This is a genomic window from Mesorhizobium sp. WSM4833, from assembly GCF_055811095.1.
Map to the genome: position 1 here is coordinate 66,118 of NZ_JBVVQG010000007.1, position 14,113 is coordinate 80,230.

Here is a 14,113-nt window from a genome sequence, read left to right on the forward strand (position 1 = left end):
GGACCCGGCGGTCCGGAGTTCCGGACCGCCGAAGCGTATGCGAGAGTATTTCATGAACCAGAACACCGACCTCTTGACGCTGCGGTCCGTCTCGAAATCCTACGGCACGGTCCCCGTGCTGCACGACATCGACCTGTCGATCAAGGACGGTGAGTTCCTCACCGTTCTTGGACCATCCGGCTCCGGCAAGACCACGGTGCTGCGGCTGATCGGCGGGCTGGAACCGCTGACGTCGGGGGAGATACGCCTGGATGGGCAAGACATCAGCCGCATGCCGATCAACCGGCGGCCGTTCAACACCGTGTTTCAGGACTATGCGCTGTTCCCGCACCTGACCGTTTCCGGCAATGTCGGCTACGGGCTTTCGGTTCGCCATGTCCAGCGCAAGGAAATCGCGCGCCGAGTCGCGGAGGCGCTGGAACTGGTCCAGCTCGGGCGTTTCGCCGACCGCTTTCCGGCGCAGCTCTCCGGCGGCCAGCGCCAGCGCGTCGCACTCGCCCGTGCGCTGATCTGCCAGCCGCGCCTGATCCTGCTCGATGAGCCGCTCGCCGCACTCGACCTCGAACTGCGCCGGCAGATGCAGGTGTTCCTAAAGTCCATCCAGCGCGAAATCAGGACCACCTTCCTGTTCGTCACCCATGACCAGGAAGAAGCCATCGGCATGGCCGATCGGATCTGCGTCATGGAGGCCGGCCATATCCGCCAGCTCGGCACGCCGCACGACCTTTACTACAGACCGAATTGCGAATTCGTCGCGCGTTTCTTCGGCGAGAACAATCTGGTGGCCGGGAAACTCGGACCGGTCCAGGGCGAGCTGCGATCGATCGAGACGGCGCTCGGGCGCCTCATCTGTTCGATCAGCGACCAGCCGCATTTGAAAGCCGCAGCGGAAGGCGCCAGCGCTTACGCCGCGTTCCGTCCAGAAGCCTTGCACCTTGCGGATGCAAAGGACACCGACAACCGTTTTTCCGGCACGATCTCCGATCTGGCCTTTGCCGGCTCGTCGACCGTCGCCACCATCGCGGCCGGCGCCGACAATGCCGCGCAACGCTTGCGGCTGCGCGTGCCGAGCCGCGTCGACGGCAGCGCGCTCAGATCCGGCGAGGCCGTATCGCTTTCCTTTGCGCCGCATGAAGGCCATCTGGTGCTGGCATGAGCAAAGCCGGATCGACACTGCCTGCGGAAAAACGGCTGTCGCTGCTGGTGACGGTGCTCGCGTTTGCCTTGCCAGTGGTCTTCGTCCTGGTGCCGCTGGCGATCTTCCTCGGCTACAGCTTCTTCAGCGTCGACCAGGGCACGATCGTCTACGGCTTTTCGCTGGGCAATTATGTCAGGTTCTTTACCGATCCGGTCTTTCTGCCGGTGTTCTGGAACACCCTCGTGCTGTGCGTGTCGGTGGCCATCATCTGCATCCTGCTCGCCTATCCCGCCGCCTATTTCCTGACGACGCTGAAAGGGCGCTGGCGCTATGCCTTGCTGATGCTGCTCTTGGTGCCGCTGCTGATGAGCTATGTCATCAAGATCTATGCCATCCGCAGCATCCTCGGCCTCAACGGTTTCCTCAACAAGGCACTGGTGGCGCTCGGCATTCTGCAGGAACCGTCGACGCTTTTCGTGTTCAACATGAACGCCATCCTTTTGACGCTGACCCTGCTCTTGATCCCCTTAGCCATCCTGCCGATCTTCCTGTCGCTGGAGCGGATTCCGCAAGTGCTGCTGCGCGCATCCGACGATCTCGGCGCGAGCGGCTTGCAGACCTTCCTGCGCATCACCTTGCCGCTCAGCCTGCCCGGCGTCGCTTCGGCGGCGAGCTTCGTCTTCGTGCTGGCGATCGGCGATTTCCTGACGCCGCAGATGGTCGGCGGGATCAGCGGCTTCACCTTCGGCCGCATCCTCTACAGCCAGTTCGGCACGGCCTATAACTGGCCGTTCGGCGCGGCGCTGTCGGTGGCGCTGGCCGTCGTGGTGATCGCCGCAATCCTCATCGGCGAACGCTTTGGCCGCAACCCGGGGACTTCGGTATGAGCGCCCTGCCCCGACTGTCCACGATCTTTCTGGCCGCGATCACGACGCTGGTTGCGGTCCTGCTCTACAGCCCGCTGTTCGTGCCGATCGTTTCGTCGTTCTTCACCATTTCGCATGGCTCCGTCGACTGGTCGTCGCCGACGCTTGCGACCTATGTGGCGCTGGCTGAAAACCACGACATATTGGCCGCTCTGCGCACGACGCTGATCGTCGGCGTCTGCACCGTCATCCTGTCGGTGGTCAGCGGAACGCTGCTGGCGCTCTATTATCATGGGCGCCGTTCCGGACGCTCGCTGCTGCAGTTCATCATCTTCCTGCCGTTCCTGATGCCGCCGATCATCAGCGGCCTGGCGCTGCTGATCTTCTTCCGCGAGATCGGCCTCGAACGCTCGCTGCTGACGGTCGTTATCGGCCATACGGTTTTCGTGTTGGCGATAGTCTACCGCACGGTACTGATGCGGCTGCAGTCGATGAGCCGCACGCTGGTTGAAGCGTCCTACGATCTCGGTGCCACGGGCTGGCAGACCTTCTGGCGCATCATCCTGCCGAACCTGTCGAGCGCCATGGTCGGCGGCGCCATCCTGGCCTTCGCCCTGTCATTCGACGAGACCATGATCACCATCCTGGTCACTGGCACGCAAAGCACGCTGCCGGTCAGGCTGTGGGCGATGATGCGGCTTGGCTTCTCACCCGATATCAATGCGCTGGTGGCGCTGATCCTGATGTTCACCGTGCTGCTCTGCGTGCTCGCCGCCCGCTTTCTCATCCCCAGGCAAGTTGCGACGGAACGGACGTGAGTGCCGGGCAAGAGCGCCGCAATGAGGCAGCCATATTCTTGGCCCGGCATCGATGCTGACATAATCGATGCCGGACCAAACGGAATGATGCTTACTGAAGCTTGGCCTGCAAGGCGTTGACATCGTCGGTGGTCATTTCACCGTCCGTCGCTACCTTGCCGTCGACGATCTTCCACAGCCGGAACGGGCCTGTGATGTCGCCATATTTATCGAAGGCGACCGGGCCGATGACGCCTTCGTAGCGGATCGGCTTGCCGTCCTTGATCAGGCCGAGCGCCTTGGCGAACTCTTCCTTGCCAGCAAAGATCGGCGTGCCGGCCGGATCGACCGCCTTGTACATCGCGTCCTTGATCTTGGCCGGGTCCTCAGAGCCGGCAATGGCGATGGCGAGGCCAACAATCGCGCCGGCGTCATAGGAACGGTCGGCTGCCGGATTGGTCGGTTCGATGCCGGAGAATTCCTTATAGTTCTTGGTGAAATACTCCGTCGAGGCCGTCGGGCTGGTGCCGGACGACGTGCCGTAGGCTTCCTTCAGATAATCGGCGCCGACGGATTCGATGAAGTCCGGGCTGTTCATGCCGTCATTGAGCAGGAATTTCTGCACGCCGCCCTGCGAGATCCAGGTGCGGGCGACCGTGGCGCCGTCGACCGGTGTGCTGACGAGGTAGAGACCGTCCGGTTCACCGGCCATTGCCGCGGTGACTTCGGAGGCATAGCTCGACTGCTTTTCATTGTAAGGCGTGTCGGAGACGATGGTGCCGCCGAGCGCTTTGTAGGCACGCGAGAATTCGGCCACCATGTTGACGCCGAAATCGTTGTTGACGTGGATGATCGACAGCTTCTTGAAACCCTTGTCGATGGCATATTTGGCGGCGGCGACACCCTGCAGCGCATCCGAGGTGATGGTGCGGAAGAAGATGCCGTTGGTCTTGCCGTCGCGGCCGAGCGCGGTCAGCGTCGGCGAGGACGATGCTGGCGAGACCTGGACGATCTTGGCTGGCGCGGTCACCGAGGTCAGGATCGGGATCGACACCGACGAGATGATGCCGCCGATGATGACCGGCACTTTCTTGACCTGCACAAGCTGAGTGGCGGCGTCGACCGCGATGTTGCCCTGGCTCTGGCTGTCGCGCGTGTCGGTGACGAGATCGCAGCCGCGCACCCCGCCGGCTCCGTTGATGTCGCGGAAGGCCATCTCGACCGACTTGGCGCCGGCCTGGCCGTATTCGCCGGCCGGGCCGGTCAGCTCCATGACGAGGCCGACGGTGATCTTGCAATCGGCGGCTTGCGCAGCACCCGCCATCGTGACGAGAGCGAGCGCTGTGGTGAGTTGGAGTATCGTCTTTGTCATTGTTGTTCCCCTTTCGTTACTCGACTGTATTTGAACTCTGGAGCTTGTTCAGCGTTCCGGCACCTGCAGCCAGGTTTCATGCAGATGTCGCCATTCGACGCCGTTGGGCGCCGATGAACTGGTCGTGAAGACGGCGCTCGATTGACGGCGGCTGTGCTTGCCTGCGCGCAGCTGCGCTTCGACATAGAGGACGACGATGGTATCCGCGTCCTGCCAGCCGGGCCGGATGTCCTCGATCGAAATGGCGAAACCATCGTCGCAGGAAGCACGGCTTGCGCGGACATGGTCGACGACCGCTTCGCGATCGAGGATCTGCCCGTCCGGCGCCACCATGCTGAGGTCCTTGCCCATGGCGCGTTCGAAGCGGCCGAAGTCCACCGTGTTGGCTCGCGCGGCGACGAACCAGTCGACGAAGAAGCGGTGCAGGTCGATGATTTCGGCGCTGGCGCGTGAAAACAGGGAGGGTTCGCCGCTCATTTCTTCCCCGCATTGAGGTTGTAATGCATGATCGAACCGTGGCGGCCGCGGCGGTCGCGTTCCAGCGTGTAGACGTCACCTTCGAGGCCGGTGCCTTGCGCGATGACGGCCGCAATCCGCTCCCGGTCCTCGGTGTCGAGCGCAACGTCCATGATTTTCGCATTGGCAATGGCGTGGGCCTGGTTGCGGGCGCCGACGATGACCGCCGCCACTTGCGGCTGCTCCAGCACCCAGGCGCTGGCGATGGTGGCGACGTCAACGCCGTGGCGGTCGCCAACGGCCTTCAGCGCCTGCAGCAGGTGCTGGAACAGCTCCCAGCCGCCAAAATCGTCGATGATCAGCTTGTACTTGACCAGCGAGCGGTTTTCGAGCGGCGTGGCGGGCTCGGCCGCACCGAGCCATTTGTTGCTGAGGAAGCCGCCGGCGACTGAGCCATAGCAGAGGAAGCTGACGCCGTTCTGTTTTGCGAGCGCGGCCAGGCTGTTGCCCGGGCGCTGGTCGAGCACGGAATATTGCAGTTGCTGGCTGACCAGTGGGATGCCGGCAGCGAGTATCTCGGCGAGCCTTGGCGTGTCGAAATTGGTGGTGCCGAGATTGCGCACCTTGCCCTCCAACCGAAGCTCGTTGAGCCAGCCCATGGCATCGACATAGCGCGGCTGTTCATAGTCCCACCAATGGAACTGCACGAGATCGAGCCGCTCGGTCTTCAGCCGCCGCAATGACTGGTCGACGATGCCCCTGATGTAGTCGCGGCTGATACTGGCCAGCCGTTCGAGGTCGGGCACCAGCTTGGTGTGCACCTTCATCCTGGCCGCGACGTCGAGGCCGCGCTCGCTGGCCAGCCGCAGGCGCGCGGCACCGATCAGCTCCTCGACGCCGGTATAGATGTCGGCGCAATCATAGGTCCAGATGCCGGCATCGAAAGTGGCGATCAGATCGGCCACCGCCTGGCTGCGGTCAATGGCGCCGTGGCCGCCAGCCAGCTGCCAGCCGCCGCGAATGACGCGCGAGATGGTGTAGCCGGGGCCGAGTTCGAAGGTGTTTGCGGTCATCTCAGGTCATCCTCTTTCGGCAGCGGCACCGCCGTCGTCTCGGCGTGGCTGAACCGCCGCCTGGCCGCCCTGACGATCCGCAGCCGGCTGCCGCAATTGGGATCGGGACAAGCGATCTCGGCGTCCGAGGTCATCCAGTCGTTCGGGTGGGTCGGGCGCTGCTTGGCTGCCAGCAGCGGCAACACGGCGGCGATCGAATAGATCGAAAAACCCTGCCCTGCCGGCATCGACAGCATCTCGCCCTTGAGCTCGAAATAGTCGCCTTCCTTGGCGCCGCAATAGATAGGTTTGTCCTTGGGGATGATCGCCTCGACGCGAAGGTCGAACAGCTCGAAACCGTCGTCGGCCATGTCAGGCCTCCATCAGGCTGAAGGTGACATCGCAGGCGCCGTTGCGGCGGATGACACCGCACGCGGCGGCGAACCGGTCACGCTCTTCGACGCGCACCTGCGCCACCACACTGCCGGCCAGCCAGCCTATCGGGAACAAGAGCCGCGCGCCCTGCCCGTAGTAGAGGCCAATGTCAAAGATCGCATTGGGATTGCCGCCCCACATGCGTGACGGCACGTAGGACAGTACGATATCGCCCGGCTGCGGGTTCAGCGTCGCGTTCTCGGCCGGCAACGGTTTTGCATAGGCCTGGCCCTCGAGGTCGGCTGAAGGAACCGGACAGGAAATCTCAGGCCCCGTCCACATCGCATGGATGCCCGGAACAACGCGTGGCGTGCCGAGATAGGCCAAGAGGAAGGCAGCGTTTTCCGGCGCCTTCTCGGGCAGCAGCAATGCCGTTACGGAAAGCTGCGAGCGCGGCTCGGTGATCCTGATGGCGGTCATGTCTGGTCTTTCGCGGCGGCGGCCTGCAGCTTGCTGCGCAGGAAGGTGAAGGGTCGGCTGATGTCGGCGACCAGCGACTCGCGCGCCGCCTGCGCATCCTGCGTGGACAGCGCCGTGACGATGCGGCGGTGATATTGGGCGGTGTCGACCTCGCCGGCTTCCGAGAAGGCGTAGATGGCGACACGAATGCAGGGACCCGATTGCAGCCACAGGCTCTCGATCATCGGGATCAGCACGGCCGAACCGCAGGAGCGGTAAATCTCGAAATGAAAGCTCTGGTTGAGCGTCACTTCGCGGTCGACGTCCTTCTTGTGTTTCAAAGCCCGCATCTCGTCCCATTCGGCGAGGATGGTTTCGATGGTGGCGATCTGGCGCGGACCCATGCGGGCGGCGGCCAGCGCGATCGCCTCGCCCTCGATCAGGATGCGAGCCCGCAGGAGATCGTCGAGGCGTTCCAGCGTGATCGGCGGCACGCGCACCGAACGGTTGGGCAGCGCCTCCAGCGCCTTTTCCGTGATCAGCCGGCCGAGCGCCTCGCGCACCGGCATGGTCGAGGTGACCAAGGCGTCAGCCAGGCCGCGGATGGTCAGCACCTGGCTCGGTTCGAACAGGCCGCCAATCAGGGCGCGGCGCAGCTCGGAATACACGCGGTCCTGCACGGTCTCGCGGCCGACCGGCGCAAGCTGGGCCGCGATCACCTCGTTGTTCTTTTCGATGGCAGCCTTTTGCATGGAATTCCGTTCGTGGCCGGTTTTCGGCTTGCGGAGGAAATTAAAGCCGAATAGCGTGATCAATGCAAGTGTGATCACAAATCATAATCAGGAGGCGGCAGCGATCGTCTTCGGCCAGAGGGTTTGATGAGCGAGGCAACCAAACGGCAAGGGGAAACCCGCGCGCCGGTTCTGACGGCAAGGAATGTCGTCAGGCGGTTCGGCGGCCTTGTCGCGGTCAACGACGTCTCGTTTAACGTCAAAGCGGGCGAGATCCTCGGCCTCATCGGCCCCAACGGCGCCGGCAAGACGACGATGTTCGACCTGCTTGCCGGCAGCATATTGCCGACCAGCGGCGAAATCCTTCTCAACGGCGCGCGCGTCTCGGGCGAAGCAGCACATCTGCGCATCGGACGCGGTCTCGGCCGCACGTTTCAGATACCGCGCCCGCTGCCCAACCTGACGCTGATCGAAAACATCATGCTGGCGGCACAGGGTCAGGCCGGCGAAAAGCTGCTTGCCAATTTCGTCACGCCATGGCGCGTCGCCGCGCAGGAAAGGGCCGCCAGGACAAAGGCGCTTGAACTGCTGGAACTGGTCGCCCTCGCCCATCTCGCGCATGAGCCGGCGCGCGTGCTTTCCGGCGGCCAGCGCAAGCTGCTCGAACTCGCCCGCGTGATGATGGCCGATCCGGCGATCATCTTGCTCGACGAACCGGCGGCCGGCGTCAACGCGACGCTGCTCGAAGTCATCATCGACCGCATCCGCGACATCAATGCGCGCGGTATCACCTTCCTGCTGATCGAGCATAATATCGACATGGTAACGCGGCTCTGCCATCGCGTCCTCGTCATGGCGAGCGGCCAGTTGCTCAGCGAAGGCACGGCCGAAGAGGTCGCTCGCGACCCGCGCGTCATCGAGGCCTATCTCGGAGGCGCGGCATGAGCGAGATCGTTCTCGATGTCCGCGACCTCGAAGCCGGCTACGAGCCCGGCGTGCCGATCGTGCGCGGCGCCTCGATCACCGTCGCCAAGGGCGAGATCGTCGTGGTGCTCGGCCCCAACGGCGCCGGCAAGTCTAGCTTCATCAAGGCCATCGCCGGCCTAGTCCCGATCACCGGCGGCACAGTGTTTCTGGACGGCAAGGACATCACTGCCGCGCCGGCCCACACCATGGTGCGGCTCGGGCTGGCCTTCGTGCCGCAGACCGAAAACATCTTCCCACTGATGTCGGTCGAGGACAATCTCAGAGTTGCTTGCGGCATCCTTGAGCGGCACGAAATTCCTGCGCGCATCGAGGAGATGTATGCCGCCTTCCCCGATCTCGTCCGCCAGCGCCGCACCGCCGCCGGCAACCTCTCGGGCGGACAACGGCAGATGCTCGCCGTTGCGCGGGCGCTGATCGTCCACCCCAAGGTGCTGGTGCTAGACGAGCCGTCGGCCGGCCTGTCGCCGAAATTCGTCTCGATGGTGTTCGAGATGCTGGCCGGCATCCGCAAGTCCGGCGTCACTGTCCTGCTCGTCGAACAGAATGCCAAGGCAGCGCTCGCCATCGGCGACCGCGCCTATGTGCTGGTCGAAGGCAAAGACCGGCACGAGGGCATTGCTTCCGAGCTGTGGAACGATCCGGTGGTCGCCGAACTCTATCTCGGCCAGCGCCCCCGCAAGTCCGGCACAGGAGGTGGGGCATGAGCCTGCAATTTGTCGTCGACGGATTGCTGACGGGTTCGATGATCGGCTTGGGCGCCATCGGCGTGACGCTTACCTATTCGATCCTGCGCTTCTCGAACTTTGCCCATGGCGACTTCATGGCCTGGGGCACCTATGCGACGCTGGCCGTCGTCAGCGCCATCGGCGCGACAGTCGGCAAGGTGGCACCGATCGCACCGCTGTCCTTCGGCTGGCCGCTGATTGTCGCGCTGGTCGCCGGCATGGCGTTCACCGCTTTGCTGGCGCTGCTGCTCGACAAGGTGCTGTTTTCGCGGCTGCGCTCGCAAGGCCAGGCGATCATCGTGGTGATGGCGAGCTTCGGTGCCTCGATGGCGCTGAGAAGCCTGCTCGAATTCACCTTCACCTCGCGGCCGACCTATTTCAGCCGGGCGATCCAGATCGCCATGCCGGTCGGCTTCGGCATCCGCATCACATCAGACCAGATCGCGCTTTTGCTGCTGACCGCGGTGCTGGTGCTCGCCGTGCATCTGTTGATGACGCGCACGCAGACCGGCCGCTCGATGCAGGCCCTGAGCCAGAACGCGGCACTGGCCCGCATCGTCGGCATCGACGTCGCCAGCGTGGTGCGCGTCACCTGGGTCATCGGCGGGGCGCTGGCCTGCGTGGCCGGCGTGATGATCGGCATCCTGGTGCAGATCCGCCCGTTCATGGGCTTCGACATGCTGCTGCCGATGTTTGCCGCCGCCATTCTCGGCGGCATCGGCAGCATCCCCGGCGCCGTGCTCGGCGGCCTGATCATCGGGCTCGCCGAGGCCGGTGCCGTGCAGCTGATCGGCGCCGAATGGCGCGCCGCCGTCTCCTTCATCATCCTGATGGCGGTGCTGTTCGTGCGGCCGATCGGCCTGTTTGGTGTGAGGGAACGCTGATGGATCTGATCGGCTACGGCGCCTTCTTCCTGACCACCGCGCTGATCTTTTCGCTGGTCACGCTGGGGCTCAATTTGCAGTGGGGCCTGACCGGCCTGTTCAATGTCGGCCTTGCCGGCTTCGTCGCCATCGGCGCCTACACCTCGGCATTGCTGACCACTCCCGACGACGCCGCGCGGCTGGGTGGCCTTGGCCTGCCGATCGTTGTCGGCTGGGCGGGCGCCATGGTCGTCGGCGGCATTGCCGCGGCGTTAACTGGCATGGCGACGCTGCGGCTCAGGTCCGACTATCTGGCGATCACCACCTTCGGCGTCGCCGTCGTCGTGCAACTGGTCGCGCTCAACGCGCAGAAACTGACCGGCGGCCCGTTCGGCATCGGCTTCATCCCGCGCCCCTTCGGCAGCCTTGCCGAGACGCCGCTGCTGTTCAACCTGTCGAACCTTGCCGTGGTCGCGGCGGTGACTCTGGTCGCCTATTTCGCTCTGGAACATCTGTCGCGCAGCCCGTGGGGCCGCGTGCTGAAGGCGCTACGCGAGGATGAGCGGGCGGCGATCTCGCTTGGCAAGAGCGCGCGTTTCTACCGAGTCCAGGCCTTTGCCGTGGGCGGCGCCATCATGGCGCTGGCCGGTGCACTGCAGGCGCATTTCACCGGCTTCATCGCGCCGGACAATTATTTGCCGATCCTGACTTTCCAGGTCTGGGTGATGCTGATCGTCGGCGGTTCGGGCAGCAATCTCGGCGCCGTCGTCGGCAGCATCCTGGTCTGGGCGATATGGGCTGGGTCGGGCACGCTGACCAGCATCCTGTTCCCGCCGGAACAGCAGGCTCGTGCCGCCGCGCTGCAGATCGCCGCCATCGGCGTCATGCTCTGCGTTATCCTGCTGGTCCGGCCGAACGGGCTGTTCGGCGACAGGCCACGGCGGCCTTGGTTTGGCAAGCGGGCGAGGATCGCTGCAGACAGGAGCAGTTCCAGCTCATGAATGCCGTCATCCGGCAGGAAGCGCACGGCGTTTCGCTCTGGCATGCCGTCGGCCGCAATCGACGTGAGCGGCCGGCACTGCAAGGCGGGCTCGATGTCGACCTAGCAATCGTCGGCGGCGGCTTTTCGGGCCTTTCAACCGCGCTGCACGCCGCCGGCAAAGGCCTTTCCGTCGCCGTTCTCGAAGCCGAATTCATCGCCTGGGGCGCAACCGGCAGGAATGCTGGCTTCGTCGTGCCGAACTTCGCCAAGATGGACCCGGCCGACATACTGGCCCATCTCGGACCATCGCGTGGCGAAAGGCTGATCGATTTCGCCGCCGGCAGCGCCGACCTGGTTTTCCGCCTGATCCGGCAGCACGGCATCGACTGCGACGCCGTGCAGAACGGATGGATCCAGCCGGCGCATTCGCCTGCCGCCTTTGAAAAGGTCAAGTCACGTGCCGGTCAGTGGGCACAGCGTGGCCGGCCGGCAGTCACATTGGATCGGCAGGAAGTCGAAGCCCTGACAGGCGTGCCAGGCTATGTCGGCGGCTGGATGGACCGTTCCGGCGGCGTGCTCAATCCGGTCGCCTATGCGCGCGGATTGGCCGATGCGGCGGAGAAGGCCGGCGCAAAGATCTTCGAGCAGACGCGCGTCACCTCGGTTGATCGCATAGCCGATGGCTGGATGCTGAAAATGCCCTCTGGCTCGGTACGCGCGGGCAAGGTGCTGATCGCCACCAACGCCTATGGCTGGTCCCTCAATCCGTCGTTGCAGCGAACCTACTTCCCGCTGAAAGTCTTCCAGATCGCGACAGCGCCGCTGCCTCGTGAAGTGCGCAACCGATTGCTTCCCGGCGGGCAAGGTGTCGGTGACACCAGACGCAATCTGTTCACCTTCCGCTTCGACGCCGAAAACCGGCTGATCAGCGGCGGCATGCATATCCTTGGCGCCGGTGCGGATACGCGCGTACCGCAGACGATCTGGCGAAGGCTCGGCCGGCATCTCGGTCTGCCCGACCTGCCGCCGCTTGCCTACAGCTGGTCGGGAATGGCAGCGGTCGAACCGGATTTCCTGCCGCACCTGATCGACCTCGGTCCGGGACTGATCGCCGGTCGCGCCTGCAACGGGCGCGGCATGGCCATGACGACGGCGATGGGCAAGGTTCTGGCCGACTGGGCCGCCGGCACCGACGCCCGCGACCTGCCGCTGCCCTTCGCGCCGCCGGCGCCAATACCGTTCCACGCCGTGCTGCGGCACGCGCCCAACATGCTGCTCGGCTGGAGCATGCTGCGCGACCGGCTGGACGGGACGAGCTAGGCCGACGGCTACCTGGCAGCGTCAAGGTTTGCAGACAGCACAGCGGCCGCCACGGCGATGTCCTTTTCTATGAAAATCCGCACAGTGGGACCGCTGCGCTGCTCCAGTGCGGCGACGATCTTGCGATGCGCGTCGTTGGACTGCGGGATGTAGCGATCGGCCTGCATCAGCAGCTTGAGATAAGGCCCGACCCGCCCCCAGAGGTCGCGGATCATGTTCAAAAGGATCGGCGCGCCGGCATGCTGGTAGATGGCGAAGTGGAACGCCTCGTTCAATGAGAGATAGGCCCTGGCGTCGCCGGCCTCAATGGCACGCTGCATGCCGGCGAGCGTCGCCTGGATGTCAGCCAGCCCGCTTTCGCTCATCCTGGTCGCCGCCATCTCGCCCGCCAGTCCCTCGACGGCGATGCGGATGCGCGTCAGCTCCTCGAAGGCAGGCGCGGACAGCAACGGCACGATGACCGAGCGGTTGTTCTGCATCTCGAGCAGCCGCTCGGCGACAAGCCTCTGCAGCGCCTCGCGGATCGGTGTCGTCGAGATGCCGAACGTCTCGGCGAGCTTGCGGATGACCAGCGCCTGGCCCGGGCTGAAGCCGCCGGAAATCAACTCCTGCTTGAGCGCGCCATAGGCGCGGTCATTCAGGGTCTGATGTTCAAGCTTCAGCATACGCGGGCCGCTCCGATCACCAGTTCGACAGAGCGCGATCGAGCGTCTCGGCCAGTTGCTCGGCATTGTCCCTGGCAAAGGGCAGTGGCGGCCTGATCTTCAGCACATTGCCGCGCGGACCGCAGGACGAGATCAGCACGCCGTCCTCGCGCATGGCTTCGACGACCGCCGATGTCTTGGTGGCGGCCAGAGCCTCGTCGCCGTCCGCCGTCAGCTCGACGCCGAAATAGAGGCCGTTGTGCCTGACATCAGCGACCGCGCCGTGCCGGCCCTGCAGGGCGCGCAGCAGTTCACTCGTATAGGCGCCGACATTGCGCGCATTCTCGATCAGCCCCTCGCCTTCGATGACCTCCAGAACGGCGAGGCCGACGGCGGCCGCGACCGGATTGCCGCCGAAGGTGTTGAAGTAGCCGGTGTTCGAACCGAAGGAGGCGACAAGCTGCGGCCGCACGAGCACGGCACCCATCGGGTGCCCATCGCCGATCGGCTTGCCCATCGAGACGATGTCAGGCTCGATGCCATAGTTTGCGAAGCCCCACATGCCCTGGCCAAGCCGGCCGAAGCCGGACTGGACCTCATCGGCGATGACGATGCCGCCGGCCTTTTTGACGTGATCGGCTGCCTCGCGCATCACCTTCGCATCGGGAAAGAAAATGCCGTCGCTGGAAAAGGCCGAGTCGAGAAGCAGCGCCGCCGGCTTGATGCCTTTTGCTCGCATGTCCTCTATGGCAGCGGCGACATTTCCGGCGAAATCATGCGCGGCCCGGCCATGGTCGCGGAACGTGTCCGGCGCTGCCACCGTGCGGTGGTGCGCTGGCACCCCCTTTGCCCCGACCGCCGCCGGCGACAGTTGCGCCGTCGCTATGGTGGCGCCGTGATAGGCGAAATCGGTGATGATCACCCCGGTGCCGCCGCTGGAATGCTGGGCAATGCGGATGGCAAGGTCGTTCGCCTCGCTGCCGGTGCAGGTGAACATCGCGTGGCCGAGATGGGCCGGAACGGTGCCGAGAAGCTTTTCCGCGTAATCGAGGATGATCTCGCTGAGATAGCGTGTGTGGGTGTTGAGCGTTGCGGCCTGCCTCGAAAGCGCCTCGACGACGCGCGGATGGCAATGCCCGACCGAGGCGACGTTGTTGTAGGCGTCGAGGAACTTGCGGCCCTGGGCGTCGTAGAGCCACACACCGCTGCCGCGCACCAGATGGATCGGGTTGCGGTAGAAGGCGCGGTAGGTCGGCCCAAGCAGCCTGGCGCGGCGTTCGAGCAGCGCGCGCTCCGATGCAGCCGCGTCGGCATTTGCGGGGTATGGCGAGGACTGGGACACGGGA

General features: G+C 64.6%; 16 protein-coding genes. 8 read left to right on the plus strand and 8 right to left on the minus strand.

Annotated elements, in window-relative coordinates; translation table 11 throughout:
* The first annotated feature begins 52 nt into the window (after window positions 1-52).
* From AC0L2D_RS15595 to AC0L2D_RS15605, 3 genes are read left to right on the plus strand one after another with little or no spacing between them, the layout of a single operon-like run.
* Window positions 53-1,156, plus strand: coding sequence for an ABC transporter ATP-binding protein (locus tag AC0L2D_RS15595; protein WP_027163891.1), 1,104 nt, complete (start codon window positions 53-55; stop codon window positions 1,154-1,156).
* Window positions 1,153-2,025 carry an ABC transporter permease gene (locus AC0L2D_RS15600; protein WP_473541477.1) on the plus strand — a complete coding sequence of 291 codons (873 nt, stop codon included), beginning with the start codon at window positions 1,153-1,155 and terminating at the stop codon, window positions 2,023-2,025. Before AC0L2D_RS15595 ends, AC0L2D_RS15600 begins: the two co-directional genes overlap by 4 nt.
* A complete protein-coding gene (locus AC0L2D_RS15605) occupies window positions 2,022-2,822 on the plus strand; it encodes an ABC transporter permease (RefSeq protein WP_063171580.1) in 801 nt (266 codons plus the stop codon). Before AC0L2D_RS15600 ends, AC0L2D_RS15605 begins: the two co-directional genes overlap by 4 nt.
* 91 nt (window positions 2,823-2,913) lie before the next feature.
* Here AC0L2D_RS15605 and AC0L2D_RS15610 read toward each other — a convergent pair whose 3' ends face one another.
* From AC0L2D_RS15610 to AC0L2D_RS15635, 6 genes are read right to left on the minus strand one after another with little or no spacing between them, the layout of a single operon-like run.
* The gene (locus tag AC0L2D_RS15610; RefSeq protein WP_013532975.1) at window positions 2,914-4,173 is read right to left on the minus strand and encodes an ABC transporter substrate-binding protein; all 1,260 of its coding nucleotides are present in this window, start codon (window positions 4,171-4,173) and stop codon (window positions 2,914-2,916) included.
* A gap of 48 nt (window positions 4,174-4,221) precedes the next feature.
* Window positions 4,222-4,650: a DUF4440 domain-containing protein gene (locus AC0L2D_RS15615; protein WP_064995060.1), complete on the minus strand. Its 429-nt coding sequence runs from the start codon at window positions 4,648-4,650 to the stop codon at window positions 4,222-4,224.
* Window positions 4,647-5,702, minus strand: coding sequence for an aldo/keto reductase (locus AC0L2D_RS15620; protein WP_275953828.1), 1,056 nt, complete (start codon window positions 5,700-5,702; stop codon window positions 4,647-4,649). The genes AC0L2D_RS15615 and AC0L2D_RS15620 overlap by 4 nt, the downstream gene beginning before the upstream one ends.
* A complete protein-coding gene (locus tag AC0L2D_RS15625; protein ID WP_275953829.1) occupies window positions 5,699-6,052 on the minus strand; it encodes a TIGR04076 family protein in 354 nt (117 codons plus the stop codon). Before AC0L2D_RS15625 ends, AC0L2D_RS15620 begins: the two co-directional genes overlap by 4 nt.
* 1 nt (window position 6,053) lies before the next feature.
* A complete protein-coding gene (locus tag AC0L2D_RS15630; protein WP_473541478.1) occupies window positions 6,054-6,536 on the minus strand; it encodes a DUF3830 family protein in 483 nt (160 codons plus the stop codon).
* A complete protein-coding gene (locus tag AC0L2D_RS15635) occupies window positions 6,533-7,267 on the minus strand; it encodes a GntR family transcriptional regulator (protein WP_024502532.1) in 735 nt (244 codons plus the stop codon). Before AC0L2D_RS15635 ends, AC0L2D_RS15630 begins: the two co-directional genes overlap by 4 nt.
* Before the next feature lie 126 nt (window positions 7,268-7,393).
* Between AC0L2D_RS15635 and AC0L2D_RS15640 the strand changes: the two genes are divergently transcribed.
* From AC0L2D_RS15640 to AC0L2D_RS15660, 5 genes are read left to right on the plus strand one after another with little or no spacing between them, the layout of a single operon-like run.
* Complete coding sequence (locus AC0L2D_RS15640) at window positions 7,394-8,191, plus strand: ABC transporter ATP-binding protein (RefSeq protein WP_013532981.1); 798 nt, start codon at window positions 7,394-7,396, stop codon at window positions 8,189-8,191.
* Entirely contained in the window at window positions 8,188-8,937 is a 750-nt protein-coding gene (locus AC0L2D_RS15645) for a branched-chain amino acid ABC transporter ATP-binding protein (protein ID WP_473541479.1), read from the plus strand. The genes AC0L2D_RS15640 and AC0L2D_RS15645 overlap by 4 nt, the downstream gene beginning before the upstream one ends.
* On the plus strand, window positions 8,934-9,842 hold the full coding sequence (locus tag AC0L2D_RS15650) for a branched-chain amino acid ABC transporter permease (RefSeq protein ID WP_224619819.1): 909 nt from the start codon (window positions 8,934-8,936) through the stop codon (window positions 9,840-9,842). Before AC0L2D_RS15645 ends, AC0L2D_RS15650 begins: the two co-directional genes overlap by 4 nt.
* A complete protein-coding gene (locus tag AC0L2D_RS15655) occupies window positions 9,839-10,822 on the plus strand; it encodes a branched-chain amino acid ABC transporter permease (RefSeq protein ID WP_224620044.1) in 984 nt (327 codons plus the stop codon). The genes AC0L2D_RS15650 and AC0L2D_RS15655 overlap by 4 nt, the downstream gene beginning before the upstream one ends.
* Entirely contained in the window at window positions 10,819-12,123 is a 1,305-nt protein-coding gene (locus AC0L2D_RS15660; protein ID WP_224619821.1) for an NAD(P)/FAD-dependent oxidoreductase, read from the plus strand. The genes AC0L2D_RS15655 and AC0L2D_RS15660 overlap by 4 nt, the downstream gene beginning before the upstream one ends.
* Before the next feature lie 8 nt (window positions 12,124-12,131).
* Here the strand turns inward: AC0L2D_RS15660 and AC0L2D_RS15665 are convergent, their stop codons facing one another.
* Complete coding sequence (locus AC0L2D_RS15665) at window positions 12,132-12,788, minus strand: GntR family transcriptional regulator (RefSeq protein WP_473541480.1); 657 nt, start codon at window positions 12,786-12,788, stop codon at window positions 12,132-12,134.
* Between the two features lie 16 nt (window positions 12,789-12,804).
* Entirely contained in the window at window positions 12,805-14,109 is a 1,305-nt protein-coding gene (locus AC0L2D_RS15670; protein ID WP_473541481.1) for an aspartate aminotransferase family protein, read from the minus strand.
* Window positions 14,110-14,113: the final 4 nt, after the last annotated feature.